The 17313-nt window shown below is 40.3% G+C and carries 19 protein-coding genes; 17 read left to right on the forward strand and 2 right to left on the reverse strand.

Annotated elements, in window-relative coordinates:
• Positions 1 to 4: 4 nt before the first annotated feature.
• From hemA to AC3E9U_RS08765, 17 genes are all read left to right on the forward strand, one after another.
• Positions 5 to 1264, forward strand: coding sequence for a glutamyl-tRNA reductase (gene hemA, locus AC3E9U_RS08685; protein WP_488746508.1), 1260 nt, complete (start codon positions 5 to 7; stop codon positions 1262 to 1264).
• Entirely contained in the window at positions 1257 to 2180 is a 924-nt protein-coding gene (gene hemC / locus AC3E9U_RS08690) for a hydroxymethylbilane synthase (RefSeq protein WP_488746509.1), read from the forward strand. Before hemA ends, hemC begins: the two co-directional genes overlap by 8 nt.
• Positions 2180 to 2848 carry a uroporphyrinogen-III synthase gene (locus tag AC3E9U_RS08695; protein ID WP_488746510.1) on the forward strand — a complete coding sequence of 223 codons (669 nt, stop codon included), beginning with the start codon at positions 2180 to 2182 and terminating at the stop codon, positions 2846 to 2848. Before hemC ends, AC3E9U_RS08695 begins: the two co-directional genes overlap by 1 nt.
• A 59-nt stretch (positions 2849 to 2907) precedes the next feature.
• Positions 2908 to 3933 carry a uroporphyrinogen decarboxylase gene (gene hemE, locus AC3E9U_RS08700; RefSeq protein WP_488746511.1) on the forward strand — a complete coding sequence of 342 codons (1026 nt, stop codon included), beginning with the start codon at positions 2908 to 2910 and terminating at the stop codon, positions 3931 to 3933.
• Between the two features lie 47 nt (positions 3934 to 3980).
• Positions 3981 to 4883 (forward strand): oxygen-dependent coproporphyrinogen oxidase, encoded by a 903-nt coding sequence (hemF, locus tag AC3E9U_RS08705; RefSeq protein WP_488746512.1) that lies wholly within the window; start codon positions 3981 to 3983, stop codon positions 4881 to 4883.
• A 57-nt stretch (positions 4884 to 4940) separates the two neighbouring features.
• The gene (hemB, locus tag AC3E9U_RS08710; RefSeq protein WP_488746513.1) at positions 4941 to 5936 is read left to right on the forward strand and encodes a porphobilinogen synthase; all 996 of its coding nucleotides are present in this window, start codon (positions 4941 to 4943) and stop codon (positions 5934 to 5936) included.
• Between the two features lie 74 nt (positions 5937 to 6010).
• Positions 6011 to 6439, forward strand: coding sequence for a c-type cytochrome (locus tag AC3E9U_RS08715; RefSeq protein WP_488746514.1), 429 nt, complete (start codon positions 6011 to 6013; stop codon positions 6437 to 6439).
• 184 nt (positions 6440 to 6623) lie between these two features.
• Positions 6624 to 7034, forward strand: coding sequence for a hypothetical protein (locus AC3E9U_RS08720; protein ID WP_488746515.1), 411 nt, complete (start codon positions 6624 to 6626; stop codon positions 7032 to 7034).
• Positions 7024 to 7224, forward strand: coding sequence for a helix-turn-helix transcriptional regulator (locus tag AC3E9U_RS08725; protein ID WP_488746516.1), 201 nt, complete (start codon positions 7024 to 7026; stop codon positions 7222 to 7224). Before AC3E9U_RS08720 ends, AC3E9U_RS08725 begins: the two co-directional genes overlap by 11 nt.
• Positions 7225 to 7241: 17 nt before the next feature.
• Positions 7242 to 7712: a methylated-DNA--[protein]-cysteine S-methyltransferase gene (locus AC3E9U_RS08730; protein ID WP_488746517.1), complete on the forward strand. Its 471-nt coding sequence runs from the start codon at positions 7242 to 7244 to the stop codon at positions 7710 to 7712.
• 196 nt (positions 7713 to 7908) lie between these two features.
• Positions 7909 to 9066: a serine hydrolase domain-containing protein gene (locus tag AC3E9U_RS08735; RefSeq protein WP_488746518.1), complete on the forward strand. Its 1158-nt coding sequence runs from the start codon at positions 7909 to 7911 to the stop codon at positions 9064 to 9066.
• A 61-nt stretch (positions 9067 to 9127) separates the two neighbouring features.
• Complete coding sequence (locus AC3E9U_RS08740; protein WP_488746519.1) at positions 9128 to 9841, forward strand: 3'-5' exonuclease; 714 nt, start codon at positions 9128 to 9130, stop codon at positions 9839 to 9841.
• 18 nt (positions 9842 to 9859) lie between these two features.
• Positions 9860 to 10777, forward strand: coding sequence for a hypothetical protein (locus AC3E9U_RS08745; RefSeq protein WP_488746520.1), 918 nt, complete (start codon positions 9860 to 9862; stop codon positions 10775 to 10777).
• Positions 10778 to 10780: 3 nt separating this feature from the next.
• Positions 10781 to 11617 carry a hypothetical protein gene (locus AC3E9U_RS08750; protein WP_488746521.1) on the forward strand — a complete coding sequence of 279 codons (837 nt, stop codon included), beginning with the start codon at positions 10781 to 10783 and terminating at the stop codon, positions 11615 to 11617.
• 24 nt (positions 11618 to 11641) lie between these two features.
• On the forward strand, positions 11642 to 13081 hold the full coding sequence (locus AC3E9U_RS08755; protein WP_488746522.1) for a nucleoside recognition domain-containing protein: 1440 nt from the start codon (positions 11642 to 11644) through the stop codon (positions 13079 to 13081).
• Between the two features lie 62 nt (positions 13082 to 13143).
• The gene (locus tag AC3E9U_RS08760; protein WP_488746523.1) at positions 13144 to 13695 is read left to right on the forward strand and encodes a transposase; all 552 of its coding nucleotides are present in this window, start codon (positions 13144 to 13146) and stop codon (positions 13693 to 13695) included.
• A gap of 109 nt (positions 13696 to 13804) precedes the next feature.
• On the forward strand, positions 13805 to 15406 hold the full coding sequence (locus AC3E9U_RS08765) for a fumarate hydratase (RefSeq protein ID WP_488746524.1): 1602 nt from the start codon (positions 13805 to 13807) through the stop codon (positions 15404 to 15406).
• A 65-nt stretch (positions 15407 to 15471) separates the two neighbouring features.
• On the opposite strand, the gene AC3E9U_RS08770 is transcribed toward AC3E9U_RS08765, so the two are convergent.
• Together AC3E9U_RS08770 and AC3E9U_RS08775 are read right to left on the reverse strand one after the other, a co-directional pair.
• Entirely contained in the window at positions 15472 to 16110 is a 639-nt protein-coding gene (locus AC3E9U_RS08770) for a uracil-DNA glycosylase family protein (protein WP_488746525.1), read from the reverse strand.
• A 35-nt stretch (positions 16111 to 16145) separates the two neighbouring features.
• Positions 16146 to 17312: a class I SAM-dependent rRNA methyltransferase gene (locus AC3E9U_RS08775; RefSeq protein ID WP_488746526.1), complete on the reverse strand. Its 1167-nt coding sequence runs from the start codon at positions 17310 to 17312 to the stop codon at positions 16146 to 16148.
• Position 17313 lies beyond the last annotated feature (1 nt).

A 17313-nucleotide genomic window follows, 5' to 3' on the forward strand; every position in this document is an offset into this window, starting at 1 on the left:
AAGCATGGAAAATAATACTATTTCAAAGCCTGCTTCATTCTATGTCGTTGGATTGAGTTACAAGAAAGCAGATGCCGAGATCAGGGGAAAATTTAGTCTTAACCAAGAGGCTAAAGAAGCCTTATTACAACAAGCGCAAAGGGAAGGAATCGAAAGTCTGATCGTTACTTCCACTTGTAACCGGACCGAAATATACGGATTTGCACAACACCCTTTTCAATTGATCAAATTATTATGTGAAAATAGTCAGGGTACCATAGAAGATTTTCAAAAAGTAGCTTACGTTCACAAAAATACCGAAGCGATTGGACACATGTTCCGCGTTGGAACCGGTTTGGACAGTCAGATTTTAGGTGATTTTGAAATCATCAGCCAAATAAAAAACAGTTTTGTAGAAAGCAAAAGCCATAACCTGGTTAACAATTACCTTGAGCGTTTGTGTAACGCTGTGATTCAGGCCAGCAAACGCATTAAAACGGAAACCGAAATTTCCTCGGGAGCCACTTCCGTTTCATTTGCCGCCGTTCGCTACATTTTCAATAACGTCGAAGACATTTCCAATAAAAACATCCTTCTTTTCGGAACCGGAAAAATAGGAAGAAATACCTGCGAGAATCTGGTAAAACATACCAAACACGAGCAGATCACTTTAATCAACCGAACCAAAGACAAAGCCGAGAAATTAGCCCGCAAACTAGATGTAATCGTAAAAGATTATGCAAATCTTGAAGCTGAAATCCAAAAAGCCGACGTTTTGGTAGTCGCAACCGGAGCGCAGAATCCAACCATAGACAAAGCGATCCTGAACCTGAAAAAACCGTTATTAATTCTGGATTTATCCGTTCCGAAAAACGTAAACGAAAATGTCCAGGCATTGGAAAATGTGACATTGATACACATGGACCATTTATCACAGATGACTGACGAAACGCTGGAAAACAGAAGAAAACACATTCCTGCGGCAGAAGCTATCATCGAAGAAATTAAAGATGAATTCTTAGGTTGGACCAAAGCCCGAAAATTTGCGCCGACCATCCATGCCTTAAAAGAAAAGCTGAACAACATCAAAGAAAAAGAATTGACGTTCCAGCGCAAAAAATTCAACAATTTTGATGAAGAACAGGCGGAGATCATCAGCAGCCGCATCATTCAGAAAATAACAAACCATTTTGCCAATCACCTCAAAGACGATGCCACCATGGTAGACGAAAGCATCGAGTGGATTGAAAAAATCTTTCAGATAGAAACCGAAAAAAATGACTAAAACCATCCGTATCGGAACCCGCGACAGCGAATTGGCCTTATGGCAGGCGCATACTGTTCAGCATCAACTGCAACAGCTCGGGTATTCCACAGAAATCGTAGCCGTGAAATCCACAGGCGACATTATTCTGGACAAGCCTTTATACGAATTAGGCATTACCGGCATCTTCACAAAAACTTTGGACGTAGCCATGATTTCGGGTCAGATCGACATCGCGGTACACTCCATGAAAGACGTTCCGACCGCTTTACCGCAAGGCATCGTACAGGCAGCCGTTTTGGAACGCGCCAATACTGTTGACATTCTGGTACACAAAGGAAATCTGGATTTCCTAAACGGAACCGGAACCGTTGCCACCGGAAGTTTACGTCGCCAGGCACAATGGCTAAACAAATATCCGAATCATACCGTAGTTGATTTGCGAGGAAATGTAAACACCCGCATGCAGAAATTACAGGAGAGCGACTGGAGCGGAGCTGTTTTTGCGGCAGCCGGACTGGAGCGCATCAACCTAAAACCCGAAACTTATATCGATTTGGATTGGATGATTCCTGCACCTGCACAAGGCGCCATGATGGTTGTAGCAATGGAAAACGACGAATTTGCGTTGGATGCTTTGGCCCAATTAAATCATATTGAAACCGAAATCTGTACTTATATCGAACGCCAGTTTTTAAGAACCTTGGAAGGTGGCTGTACTGCTCCAATCGGCGCTTTGGCAAGATATGACGAGACCGACGACACCATTCATTTCCAAGGCGTTTTGTTCTCGATCGACGGACAGCAGAAAATCGAAATCGATAAAACCGTTGACATATCAGAATGGAAGAAATTAGGGTTTCATTCAGCCCAGGAAGTTTTAAACGATGGCGGAAACGAACTGATGGCCGATATTAAATCGAAACTGAAAAAATAATGAGTGATTCCCTTCGCATACTATCCACCAAAAAACTGTTATCCAATCAGAAGCAGTATCTGTTGAATGCCGGATTTTCAGTAATTGAAGCGGATTTCATCACCACAAAACCCATTGCTTTCGACTTAAAAAACATAAATGATTCGCTAATTTTCAGCAGTCAGAACGGAGTACAAAGTATTTTGGAACATCCGAAAGTGAACGAACTGAAATCCAAAGAAGTGTTTTGTGTCGGACAAAAAACCAAAGCTTTATTGGAAGCCAACGGTTTTAAAGTAACCGCTCACACGGGTTATGCCGAAGATTTAGCGGAAATCATCACTTTGGTCTATCCGAACAATAAATACACTTTTTTCAGCGGAAATCTTCGTCGTGATACTTTACCGCAAATGCTGGAAGAAGCCGGCGTGGTTTTCAACGAAATTACAGTGTATGAAACGGTACTGACGCCACAAAAAATAGACACCAAACCGGACGGCATTTTGTTTTTCAGTCCGTCGGGCGTGGAAAGTTATCTGAAACAAAATAAAATCACCAAAGAATTTGCGTTCTGCATCGGAAATACAACAGCAGAAGCAGCCCATCGATGGGGAATCAAAAATATCGTAATCGCTAATCAACCTACCGTTGAGAACACGATTATCCAATGTATAAATGAATTTAAATAAATAGCATTTCTTTTTACATTTTCAACAACTGTAAACTGTAAACTGCGAACTGTATACTTATGATAAAGAACGACCTATTTCTAAGAGCTTTAAAAGGAGAAACCGTAGAACGCCCACCAGTTTGGATGATGCGTCAGGCGGGAAGATATTTACCGGAATTCCGTGCTTTGCGCGACAAATACGATTTTTTCACCCGTTGTGAAACTCCTGAATTGGCGGCGGAAATCACTGTACAACCAATCCGTATCGTAAAACCGGATGCGGCAATTTTATTCTCCGATATCTTAGTAGTACCAAGAGCGATGGGGATTCACGTGGAATTGAAAGACAATTTAGGTCCGATTATCCCGGATCCGATCCGTTCGATGGAGCAAGTGGAAAAAGTGTTCATCCCAAACATCGAGGAAAGTTTAGGTTATGTGATGGATGCCATCAAACTGACCAAAGAAATGCTGAACGACGAAGTGCCGTTGATCGGTTTCGCAGGTTCTCCGTGGACAATCTTCTGCTATGCTGTGGAAGGAAAAGGATCTAAAAGCTTCGATACAGCAAAAGGTTTCTGCTTCTCAAACCCGGTTGCAGCACATACATTATTGCAAAAAATTACCGATACAACCATCTTATATTTAAAGGAGAAAGTAAAAGCGGGAGTGAACGCCGTACAGATTTTCGATTCTTGGGGCGGCATGTTATCTCCTGTTGATTATCAGGAATTTTCATGGAAATACATCAACCAGATTGTGGATGCCTTAGCTGATGAAACTGAAGTTATCGTTTTCGGAAAAGGTTGTTGGTTCGCTTTGAATGAAATGTCGAAATCAAAAGCTTCTGCTTTAGGCGTGGATTGGACTTGTTCGGCAAGAAACGCACGTTATTTAACAGGCGGAAATATTACCCTACAAGGAAATTTCGATCCTAGCCGATTGTTATCTCCGATCCCGACCATCAAAAAAATGGTTCACGAAATGATCGACGAATTCGGAAAAGACAAATATATCGTGAATTTAGGTCATGGAATTTTACCGAATATTCCGGTAGATCATGCTAAAGCATTTGTGGAAGCGGTTAAAGAATATCAAAAGTAGCAATACTAGTCCTGCAAGGTTTTAAAAAACTTGCAGCATATCAACAGATGAAAGAACAATTCTATCAATACATACAAATCCTTCAGGACCAAATCTGTAAAGGTTTGGAAGACCTGGATGGCTCAGCGAAATTCCGTCAGGATTTATGGGAACGTCCCGAAGGTGGCGGAGGGAGAACCCGCGTAATTGAAAACGGAAACGTTTTTGAAAAAGGCGGTGTGAATATTTCTGCGGTGCACGGGGCTTTACCTGTCGCGATGCAGACTTACTTTGGCGTAGGTGAAGTCGATTTTTTTGCTTGCGGACTGAGTCTCGTAATCCATCCGAAAAACCCTATGGTCCCTACTGTTCATGCTAACTGGCGTTATTTTGAAATGTATGACAAACAAGGAAATATCGTCAACCAATGGTTTGGCGGCGGACAGGATCTGACTCCGTATTATCTGTTTGAAGAAGATGCGAAACACTTCCATCAAACCTGTAAAACCGCTTGCGATAAGCACAATCCCGAATTTTATCCGAAGTTCAAAAAACAATGCGACGAATATTTCTGGAACGCCCATCGCGATGAAGCCCGAGGTATTGGCGGTCTGTTTTTCGATCATTTAAAGGCAACTGAAAGTATGTCGATGGAAAACTGGTTCAATTTCGTAACCGAAGTAGGCAACAGTTTCTTAGCTGCTTACTTACCTATCGTCGAAAAAAGAAAAGATTTACCTTATTCTGAAGAAAGCAGAACCTGGCAGGAAATCCGTCGTGGCCGCTATGTGGAATTCAACCTGGTTCACGATAAGGGGACACTGTTCGGATTAAAAACCAACGGCCGAATCGAATCCATACTGATGAGTTTGCCTCCCCATGTCCAGTGGGTGTACGACCATCATCCGGAAGCAGGAAGCAAAGAAGAAAAATTAATTAAAGTATTGACCAATCCAGTTGATTGGATTTAGAGGTATAATTTAAAAAATGCTGAAAGCTTATTGCTTACAGCTTAAAGCTATAAAAACATGTTCCCATTACACAGAGGCAGAAGACTAAGAGTCAACGAATCGATAAGAAGTTTAGTGCGTGAAACCAGTTTAAGTCCGGCAGATTTTATGTTCCCGATGTTCATTGCAGAAGGGGAAAACGTAAAAGTGGAAATTCCATCCATGCCAGGCATTTTTCGTCGTTCCATTGATTTGACGGTGGAAGAAGTGAAAGAATTGTTCGCTTTGGGCATTCGCGCGGTGAACATTTATGTAAAAGTAAACGACGATCTTAAAGACAATACCGGAAAAGAAGCCTGGAACCCAAACGGATTGATGCAGCAGGCGATTCGTGCGATCAAAACCGCTTGCCCGGAGATGATTGTAATGCCGGATGTGGCCTTGGATCCCTATTCGATTTACGGACACGACGGCATCATTGAAAACGGTGATATCGAAAACGACAAAACCGTAGCAGCCTTAGTAAAAATGGCTGTTTCCCACGCACAGGCCGGAGCTGATTTTGTGGCCCCGAGTGACATGATGGACGGACGCGTACTGCGTTTACGAGAAGGTTTGGATGCAGCCGGTTTCCATAATGTGGGGATCATGAGCTATTCGGCGAAATATGCTTCTGCGTTTTATGGGCCGTTCCGTGATGCTTTGGACAGTGCTCCGAAAGAAGCCGATGTGGAAGTACCGAAAGACAAAAAAACCTACCAAATGGACTACGCAAACCGCATCGAAGCCGTGAAAGAAGCTTTAATGGATGTGGAAGAAGGCGCTGACATGGTGATGGTAAAACCGGGAATCGCCTATCTGGATATTGTCCGTGAAGTAAAAAATGCGGTGACTGTTCCGGTGACTGTTTTTCACGTGTCGGGTGAATATGCGATGATCAAAGCGGCAGCGGAAAGAGGTTGGCTGGATAACGATAAAATCATGATGGAGCAACTGATGTGTATCAAACGTGCCGGCGCGAGTTTAATCTCCACCTATTTCGCCAAAGAGGCGGCAATCTTATTGAACAAATAAGATTCTAAATCTCTGATTTACAAGGATTTTTCTTAACTTTGAAAGACGTTGCTAACGTTTAAAAAGTTTAAAAAATGAAAAAGAAAGTACGCAGTTTTTCTTTCTTGATATTAGTTTTTTTAGTCAGTTCAAACGCGTTGGTGTCTTGTGGCAAAGAAAAAAAGGAAGAAAAGGAAGAAAAAGAAGAATCGCTGTATCCGGAAGTAAAAAAATCGGATGAAGAAGTTTCTTTTGAATTGGGCAAGGAAATTTTTGAAGGCAGAGGGTTATGCCACACCTGCCACAAAATTGATGAAAAACTCGTGGGTCCGCCTATGAGGAAGATTGCGACAATCTATAAAGAAAAAGGCGCCAGCATTCCGGATTTCTTAACCGAGAAACACGGCCCGATAGTAGATCCTTCGCAATACAGCGTAATGAAAACCAACTTTCCGAACACAAAAAAAATGACGGATGAAGAGCGTAAAGGTCTGGAAACCTACATTTTAAGTTTGGCAAAATAAAACACCTGTCCTCTTTTGAGGACATTTTTATTTGACAAAATGTAAAGAATACTTGTCTTTTTGGAAATTATGTTTTACATTTGCTTTGAATTTAAAATCATTTATTATGAAACTGACATATTTATTCCCGCATCGATTTAAATTTATAAGTTGTGTTATATTTATTATTACAGCTTTCCTACTCATGACAGATGTATTAACTGATGATGGCATTTTATTTGAAACATTCGAACTAAAAACAACTGTATTTGCGTTTATCGAAACCGGGATCATGGGGCAGAAAAAATCATTTTCTTTTATTGAAAACAATATCATTGATGAAATAACGATGACCATTTTCATATTATCCGGATTAATATATGCTTTCAGCAAAGAAAAAGTAGAAGATGAAATGACCGAAAAAGTACGATTAGAGAGTTTAGTGTGGGCAACATATTTCAATTATACAGTATTTTTACTTTGTACATGGTTCGTGTACGGAACTTCATTTCTCACTGTATTACTATTTGCTATTTTCACCCATTTATTGTTTTTCATTATCCGATTTAATTGGAAAATGTATCAAATTAGAAAAACAAATTGCGATGAAGAATAACGTAAAAGTACAACGCGCCATCGCCAATATCACCCAGGCCGAGCTGGCAGAAAAAATCGGGGTAAGCCGACAGACCATCAACGCGATCGAAGCCGGAAAATATGTTCCATCGACCGTATTGGCTTTGAAGATTTCCAGATTGTTTGAAAAACCGGTCAACGATATTTTCGAATTGGAAGCCGGCGATTAATTCATTACTTTTATCGCATGGATACCGTTTTCATACATTCTCCGTTGGGCATTACCAAAATTCAGGGTGATGAAAACGGTATTGCCGTAATTTCAGTTTTGTCTGAAGGGGAAGTCTCTGAAGAAATTCCAAATACATTGAAACAGGCAGTTCAGCAACTTCAGGAGTATTTTAACGGAAAACGCACCGAATTCACTTTCACTTTAAATCCGAAGGGCACCGATTTTCAACAGAAAGTCTGGAAAGCCTTATTGGAAATTCCGTTTGGTAAAACCACTTCTTACATGGATCTGAGCAAAAAACTGGGCGATGTCAAAGCTATTCGCGCAGTAGCTTCCGCCAATGGAAAAAACCCGTTGTGGATTGTGGTTCCCTGTCACAGAGTCATCGGTTCTGATGGTTCGCTTACCGGTTATGCCGGCGGGCTTTGGCGCAAGAAATGGCTGTTGGAACATGAGTGTCCTTCCGCCCAACAAAGCCTTTTCTAAGTTCCAAAAAAACTATGAAAACCCGTATAGCCCCGATGGTAGTGGAAATCCTTTTTCGTTTTTTTTGAAAACGAAAAAGATTGCAACGGACAGCGGGAATAGGGATCGCAAAAACGCCCAAACCTTTCCCTCCAAAAAAATAAAAAAAATATCCCGATTTTGCTTAAATTCGTATAAACACGGAAAACCCTAAACCATGAAATTTCTGAAAAGCTTCCTAAAATGGACGGTGATCATTTTGGCAACCATTGTTCTTTTGATGTACATTTTTGATGTCGATTATATACTTCGCGCGGTACGAACCATTTATTTCAGAGGTCATACGACAGCTTTTTTGGATGATTATACCCATTTCCCGAACCGCGAAATCAAAAAAGGAACGGCACAACCGTGGGCCATTGCGAAAGATTACAATTCCGTTCCCGCTACCGAAACACTGAACAAAGAACATAAAGCGTTGGGAACCGTGGCCTATCTTATCATCAAAAACGACAGTATCTGGCACGAAAGTTATTTTGATGGCTACGGAAAAAATTCCAAATCGAATTCATTTTCCATGGCGAAAAGTGTGATTTCCGCCGCTTTGGGCAAAGCCATCATGGACGGAAAAATCAAAAGTCTGGATCAGAAAGTAGCCGATTTTTTCCCGGAACTAAAGGGAAAATACGCCAAAGAAGTAACCGTGGGTGATTTATCGTCAATGGCTTCCGGATTGAGCTGGGATGAGAAATACTACAGCCCGTTTTCAATTGTAACCCGCGCGTATTTCGACAATGATCTGAAAAAAGTGATCTTAGGTTTGGACATCAACGAAAAACCGGGTCAATCCTTTAAATATTTGAGCGGTGCCACCGAATTACTGGCAATGTGCATCGAAAAAGCAACCGGAGAACATGTCTCGGATTATGTTTCTAAAAACTTCTGGCAGCCGATGGGCGCAGAAAACGATGCGCTATGGCAATTGGACCACAATGGCGACGGCATCGAAAAAGCCTATTGTTGTATCGCCAGCAACGCCAGGGATTTTGCGCGCTTCGGAAAATTATACAGGGACTTCGGAAAATGGAACGGAAAACAAATTCTGGACAGCGCCTTTGTTGCTAAATCCATAAAACCTCGTTTTGCCAACAGTCCGCAGTATGGATACGGATTCTGGTTGCACAACATCAACGGCAAGCAATTGTTTTACATGCGAGGCCACTTGGGGCAATTCGTGATCGTGGTTCCGCAAGACAATGTAATTATTGTTCGCTTAGGTCACGTCAAGGGATTACAAACTGAAACCGATCCGCACAGCAATGACTTGTATGTTTATTTAAATGAAGCCTATAAAATGTTGGAGAAAAGAAAATAATTCTTTTATTTGTAATAATTTTCTGATATAAGCCAAATGAATCGAATACAAACCATTCCACATGATTGAGAAAGTTAACCTCGAAAATATTCTCTTTTTAGACATCGAAACCGTTCCGGAACAAGAGCATTTCGGTAGTCTGGACGAAACGAAACAATCGCTTTTCGACCAAAAAACAAAATACCAGCGCAAAGACGATTTTACCGCTGAAGAATTTTACGAACGCGCCGGTATTTGGGCCGAATTCGGAAAAATCATCTGTATTTCAGTAGGCTATTTTACCTTGAAAGGCGACATCCGTCATTTTCGGGTAACTTCGTTTTTTGGCGAGGAAGTCAAAATCCTGAAAGATTTCAGCAACCTGCTCAACAATCATTTTAGTCAGCCACAGCATATTTTGTGCGGACATAATGCGAAGGAATTCGACTTCCCCTTCATTGCACGACGCATGATCATCCATCAGCTTGCCATTCCGTTGAAACTGAATTTATTCGGTAAAAAGCCATGGGAAATTCCGCATCTGGACACAATGGAACTATGGAAATTCGGCGATTACAAAACCTTTACTTCATTGAAGTTATTAACGAATGTCCTAGGCATTCCCTCACCCAAAGACGATATCGATGGCAGCGAAGTAGCGCATACGTTTTACGTCGAAAAAGACATCGACCGCATCATCACTTATTGCGAGAAAGATGTGATTGCCGTAGCACAGGTATTGTTGCGGTTGCGACGAGAAGATTTGCTTATTGAAGAGGAGATTATTCATGTATAATCAGATCCCAATCATACTATGAAATTTATACTTTTCTGCTTTTGCCTGTTAGGATTTACTGCTTTTGCCGCCCCAAACAATTTAGAGTTGATTGCGGTAAAAAATGAGGATTCCGCATGGGAAATCGACTACACCCTTAGTGTAAAAAACAATGGCACTAAGCCCGCCCCATTTTTAAAGTCTAATGAATATAGCTTTATGAACGTCGGAGCACCAGCAATTGAATTTGTAGCGGAAACATTTGTTGACGGAAAATGGAAAAAATTTAAAGATCCTAAAGTACCCCAAATTGATTATTTCGTTTCAAAAGTTGAAAATTATATCATAACGATAAAACCGGGAGAAACTATAGAAATAGGACATCTTTACAGAAACAGAGGTCTTTCTTTGTGGTTCAACCTCCTCGATGATGCGTCGCTGAAAGTTTATTTCATTTACCGCATCGAAGCTTCGGAAAGTGATTTTTTCGGCAAGGAAAATGATCTGAAGAAATTCGGAATTACTCCAATTACCCTGATTTCCAACAAAATTGATATCGAATTTAAAAACACCAGGTCTCCAAAAAAATACCAGGAAGCAAAGAATTATTACCTCCATTATGCTTTCAGGGAGTATATTGAAAAAAAATACACGTCTACGCAGTTTTTAAAATCCATGAAAAAAATAAAAAACACCAATGGAGTGAACAAAGATATTTTATCAGAAGTTTTAGAAGGTGAACGCTATAAATTTGTCAGTGATTTTAATGGTAAAACAAAAGACGGATATAATTACAGAGGTATCTTTTATGAAACACGCGGTAAGCTGCATTTAGGTATTTATGCAGGAAAACATTATTTTTCAAAAAAGAAAGAGGACAACCAACCGTTAGAATATCTGTTTGGTGAAATCGCATACGATCCTGCCCTTTGGCAAAACTACCTGTTCAAAAATTAGCCTATGAAAAACAGTTTTCTTCTTGCGCTTTTACTTCTGGCCACTTTCAGCAATTCACAAAACAGCACCAAAAAAATAAAAGAGACCTATGTGGAAACAACAGAGATTTTCAACAGAACAAGAAACGTATTTACTGAGTATGATATAAATGGAGAACCTATAGCCGCTGGTGAGTGGGAATTCGACGAAACCAAAACAAACCGTAAAAAGACAGCTACTTATAAAATCCCTACCGAAAAGGAAAAAGGATACCAATACGCGTACGATAAAAACAACAACAAGATCTCAAAAACCGCATACTATAAAGAAGGAAAGTACGTAAAACAATTTGCGGGTCGCATCCAATATTATGAAGTTTTAGAATACGACCACGACAACAAGCTATACAAATCCATTGAATATGAAGGTCATGTTGATACGCTGCAAAATGGAAGGGATGAGATAAATGAAGATGGTGAAGCCTATTTCTCCGGTCTCAAAAACGTCAGCATTGAAAATCTGCGTTATGATTTAAATCAAACTTACATCACAAAATATAACAACATGGGGAAACGGGTCATGACGCTTGACCTAATGCGTAATGAAGGAAAGGAATTCGACTACGACGAAAAGGGAAACATGACAGGATATACCGACTACGCAATAAAAAACAGCCGCGACATGTATCCCGATCATATCAGATATTTCAACTGGGAACGGGAAATGTTTGAAGATGAAAATATTGAGGGACAATATACTGTTACCTGTAAATATGATTCCTTTGGAAATTGGACAGAAAGGGAAACTCTGAAAGGTAAAACAAAATTTAAAAAAGAGATACGATATATTGTGTATTTTTAGCCTGTAATTTAAAATTCAAATCTCATGGTATTAAGCAGATTCTGGCTCGCCATTTTTATTTCTTCAATTGCTTTTATTGTCATCAGTTTATTTTCCGGAAACAGTTATTCCATCGATTATGTACTGAACGGAAAGAAAGACGAACCTCTTTTGATCTCAGAAAAATACCTGAAAGAAGTCCCTGCTTTTATCAAAGACAGTATTGAAAAAGCGCCGGAGAATATCATCATAATCAATAAAAAAGAAAGCGATCCGGATACCACCTACGTTTACAAAAACCAAACGGTGAAAATTTACAGCGGTGTGCAAAAATCGGATGGATTATTGCCAACGTGCAAAACCACAATAATGGATTTGGTTCTTCCGCTTATTGCCTATTTGGCATTTTTCTGCGGATTAATGGAACTTTTAATTATTTCCGGTGCTTCCGGAAGATTAGCTAAAGTATTAAGTCCCGTGTTTGTTAAAGTGTTTCCCAGTATTCCAAAAAACCACCCGTCTATTTCCTATATGACTTTAAACTTTGCTGCTAATTTCCTCGGATTGGATTCTGCAGCCACTCCCTTTGGGTTAAAAGCCATGGAAAGTTTACAAACCATCAATCCGGATAAAGACAAAGCCAGCGATGCGCAAATTATGTTTATGTGTTTGCACGCTTCAGGGCTAACATTAATCGCTACTTCTATTATTGGTTATCGCGCTGCTGCAAATGCCAGCAATCCGGCCGATGTCATGCTGCCGTGTATTATCACTTCTTTCATCGGTACGATAGCTGCTTTTTTAATTGTTGGAGTCAAACAAAAAATTAATTTCAAGAGCGCTTCTTTAGTGGTGTCTTTAATGGTGTTAATTGCTGCAATAGTTGGTTTATTAATGTATGTAAATCATTTGGATTTAATTGGCAAAAACTATTTCACTTCCAATCTTTCAGGGTTGATATTGGTTGGTATTATTGCTTTTGTACTGATTTTTTCATTCGCTAAGGAAACGAAATTTACCGAGGCCGGCACAACCGTCTTTGAGGCTTTTGTAACAGGAGCCAATAATGGAATTAAAACCGGAGTTACGATTTTTCCTTATGTTTTGGGAATGTTGGTTGCCATTTCTGTATTCCGAAACAGCGGATTCTTTGAAATTATCAGCAACGGGATAGCGTTTGTTTTCTCCAATATGGGCGTAAGCAAAGAAATCACAGATGCTTTACCGGTGGCATTGCTTAGACCCTTTAGTTCTGCGGGTTCCCGAGGTTTTTTGATTGATTCGATGAATACTTTTGGAGCCGATTCCTTAACCGGAAGATTAAGCAGTATTTTTCAATGCAGTGCCGAAAGTACTTTTTATGTGATTGCAGTTTACTTCGGTTCGATCAATATAAAAAATACCCGGTACGCTTTAGGAACGATGCTGTTGGTGGATTTGATCTGTGTGGTTACGGCGATTATGGTAGCGAGCTTGTTTTTTTAATCGCTTCCTGCAAGGTTTTCAAAACCTTGTAGGTATTCATTATTCTAAAAAAAATTCCAAACATGAAGTTAGAAATTTTAGAAAAGGATTGTTATTATCACATTTACAACAGGGGAATTAATAGCGAAAGCATTTTTCTGTCAGACGAAAACAAAATTTATTTTCTAAAGCTACTTTCAAAATATTTAATCAGTGGGATTGACATATTTGCTTATTGTCTTATGGACAATCATTTCCATTTAGTCATAAAAGTAAATGATGATGAAAAAGTCGTGACCCAGGCTTTTTCTAATTTTTTTAATGCCTATGCAAAAGCTTTTAACAAGCAGAACCAACGAACTGGAAGTTTGTTTGAGAAACACTTTAAAAGGATTAAATTATCTGATGAAACTTACTTAAGGCAGCTAATTCTTTATGTTCATTTAAATCCAAAACACCATTTGGATATTCCTTTTGAAAACTACAGATTCTCATCCTACAACGCTTTTTTATCCGATAATGAAACAAAGATAAAAAGAGTTGATGCCCTTATATTATTTGAAAACAGAGAGAATTTTATATTTTGTCATAATCAAAAAAATGATTTTTTAACTGAAAAATTTGCTTTGGAGTAACCTAAGGAATACCTACAAGGTTTCAAAAACCTTGCAGGAAAACAACTAGAATCCGTTTTCCATTCCCCCAATATTCCTTATATTTACGCTCCTTAAAATTACTGTTATAATGGATTTTATATATCAAGACCCGTATCCGATTCAAAAAGACGATACGCAATACCGAAAAATTACTTCCGACTACGTTAAAGTAGAACAATTGGGCGACCGAGAAATCTTAACGGTAGATCCGAAAGGGTTGGAATTATTAGCCGAAGAAGCGATGACCGATGTTTCGTTCATGCTGCGTTCGTCGCATTTACAAAAATTAAGAAACATTATCGAAGATCCTGAAGCGACCGATAACGATCGTTTCGTGGCCTATAACTTATTGCAAAATGCTGTGGTGGCCGTGGACGGACAATTGCCTTCGTGCCAAGACACCGGAACAGCTATCGTAATGGCTAAAAAAGGGGAAAATATTTATACCGGAGCTGATGACGGCGAATGGTTGTCAAAAGGGATTTTCAACACTTACGAAAAAAGAAATTTACGCTACTCACAGATTGTTCCTATTTCGATGTTTGAAGAAAAGAACTCCGGTTCAAACCTTCCGGCGCAGATCGATATTTATGCTAAAAAAGGAAATTCATATGAATTCCTGTTCCTGGCTAAAGGAGGAGGATCAGCTAACAAGACCTTCTTATACCAAAAAACAAAATCACTATTAAACGAAAAATCCTTAGATGAGTTCGTTCGCGAGCGTATCATGGATTTGGGAACTTCGGCTTGTCCTCCCTACCACTTAGCGATCGTGATTGGAGGAACTTCTGCGGAAGCGAATCTTGCTGCCGTGAAAAAAGCATCCGCGGGATATTTCGACAATTTACCAACCAGCGGAAATATGGCCGGTCAGGCGTTCCGTGATCTGGAGTGGGAAAAACGCGTACAGAAAATCTGTGAAGAAAGCCATATCGGAGCGCAGTTCGGCGGAAAATATTTAACGCATGATGTGCGTGTGATCCGTTTACCGCGTCACGCTGCCTCATGTCCGGTTGGAATGGGTGTTTCCTGTTCGGCGGACAGAAACATCAAAGGAAAGATTACCAAAGACGGTATTTTCGTAGAGCAGTTGGAAGTGAATCCGAAACAGTTCTTACCGGAAACGGCACCGCATTTGGAAGATCCGATTGAAATCGATTTGAACCGACCAATGTCAGAAGTTTTGGCAGAATTATCCAAATACCCAATCAAAACCCGTTTGAAACTGAACGGAACGTTGATTGTGGCACGTGATATCGCTCATGCTAAAATCAAAGAACTACTGGATGCCGGAAAACCAATGCCGGAATATTTCAAAAACCACCCAATCTATTACGCTGGTCCTGCAAAAACTCCGGAAGGAATGCCATCAGGAAGTTTCGGACCAACCACAGCCGGACGTATGGACGTGTATGTGGATGAATTCCAGAAGAATGGCGGAAGCATGATCATGTTGGCCAAAGGAAACCGTTCCAAAGATGTAACCAATGCCTGTAATAAATACGGCGGTTTCTATTTAGGTTCGATTGGTGGCCCTGCTGCGATTTTAGCCAAAGAAAACATCCTTTCCGTTGAAGTGGTCGACTTCGAAGAATTAGGCATGGAAGCGGTTCGTAAAATCACGATTAAAGATTTCCCAGCGTTTATCATTACGGATGACAAAGGGAATGACTTTTTTGAGAATCTGTAATCTTAAAGAAGATAGAAAAAAGAGAATAGAAAATAGAAAACCCGCTTCAGTAGTTGAAGCGGGTTTTATTTTTTGTCAAACATTTCGCGGTAATAATCAACTCTGAAATCATGCACCGGTCGTTTTGATTTTTCATACTTCTCCTTATTTTCCAAAAACACTTTCGACTTTGAAAGCCCGATGTTTGAACTTCCCGACGGCGAATACAGAACCGTTAATTTAACCGGACGTCCAAAAGCGTTTTCTTCCATGACTTCTCTGTTGTGCCGGATTTCCGCTGTGATTTTCTTTCCCAATATCTTCGTATAGAAGAGCCAAAAAGCAGCGTTTTTCTGAAAACCGCTTGTGAACATTATCTCCGTTATGTTCGAATTCCTAATGTCCCCGATGATTCGGGTATTGAGTTCCAATGGAATTAAATCATTATCAAAGGCCGTCGGCTTAGTTCTTTCGCATCTTACGATGGTGTCACTTACGGCTATCTTTTTCTTCTTCAGAAAAGACAATATCCCTTCGAGTGTCAACGGTTTCGGAATATCATCCGGAAATGCGTCACTCAGAATTCTCCAGATGCTGGTCACATTTCCGTAGAAAAAAGGAATTTCGAAATCGGCGTGATTGTGCGGATGAATGGTGCCTACAATCAGTTTTTCACTTTCTTTCAGAATCGGATATTTCTCTAAATATTGATTTGTTGTTATCATCCGAAACTTTTCTTTCAATTATTTCAAACTGGAATTTATTCGATATACAAAACCAATCCTTTTAAGTAATGACCTTCGGGATGGTAAATATTGGTGGGATGATCCGGTCCTTGCGATAATTTGTGCAATACTCGGATATTCCTGCCGCTTTCAATAGCCGCTGCAGCAACCGTATTATAAAACAAAACATCATCGATTACCTGAGAGCAGGAGAACGTGAATAAAATCCCTTTCGGTGCCAAGGCTTTCATACCGGCGATATTCAAACGTTTGTAAGCTTGGGTTGCGGTATGCTTGCTTTTGATGCTTTTCGCGAATGCCGGCGGATCCAAAACAATCAAGTCGTATTGCTTGGTATGCTCTTTCATGAACGTAAAAACGTCTGACGCTACTGCTTCGTGGTTGCAATCGTCATGGTTCAGTTCCATGTTTTTTTCTGCCAAAGCCACTGCTTTTTCCGAAATATCCACAGAAGTAACTAACTCAGCTCCTGCACTCATCGCATACACAGAAAAACCTCCGGTATAACAGAACGTGTTCAACACGCGTTTCCCTTTAGCATATTGTCCCAATAATTTTCGGTTATCGCGCTGATCCAGAAAGAAACCGGTTTTTTGTCCCTCCACCCAGTTTACGGCAAACAGAATATTGTTTTCTTTAGCTGTGGTTTCCGGTGTATCTCCCAAGAGGAAAAAATCCCTGCCGGTTTGCGGTAAGGTACCACTGCTTTTGCAATAAATGGTTTCGCAGTATTCTTTGAAATTTGATTTTATGGCATCGGCAACTTTTCCGATCTCATTAAAAATTCCGGTCGAATGTGCTTGCAAAACCCAGTTCTTATCATAATAATCGATAATCAGACCCGGAATACCGTCGCCTTCCCCGTGAATCAGACGGAAGGCATTGGTAACATTCAGATCTACTAATTTCATTCGCAATTCCCAGGCGTTCTTCAAACGGTCGGCCCAGTAATTTTCGGTAAATGTCTCGTCTCCGAAAGTCAGAATTCGCACCACAATACTGCCACGGTCACTGAAATAGCCGGTTGCCAGATGGTTGTTTTTGGAATCCACTACATCCACCATTTCCCCGTCCTTCAATTCCTGGCTCACACCATAAACAGCGCCGCTGAACACCCAAGGGTGACGGCGTTGCACTGATTTTTCCTTTCCCGGTTTTAATATTACTTTCGGATAACTCATA

Source organism: Flavobacterium sp. 21.1 (assembly GCF_057801535.1).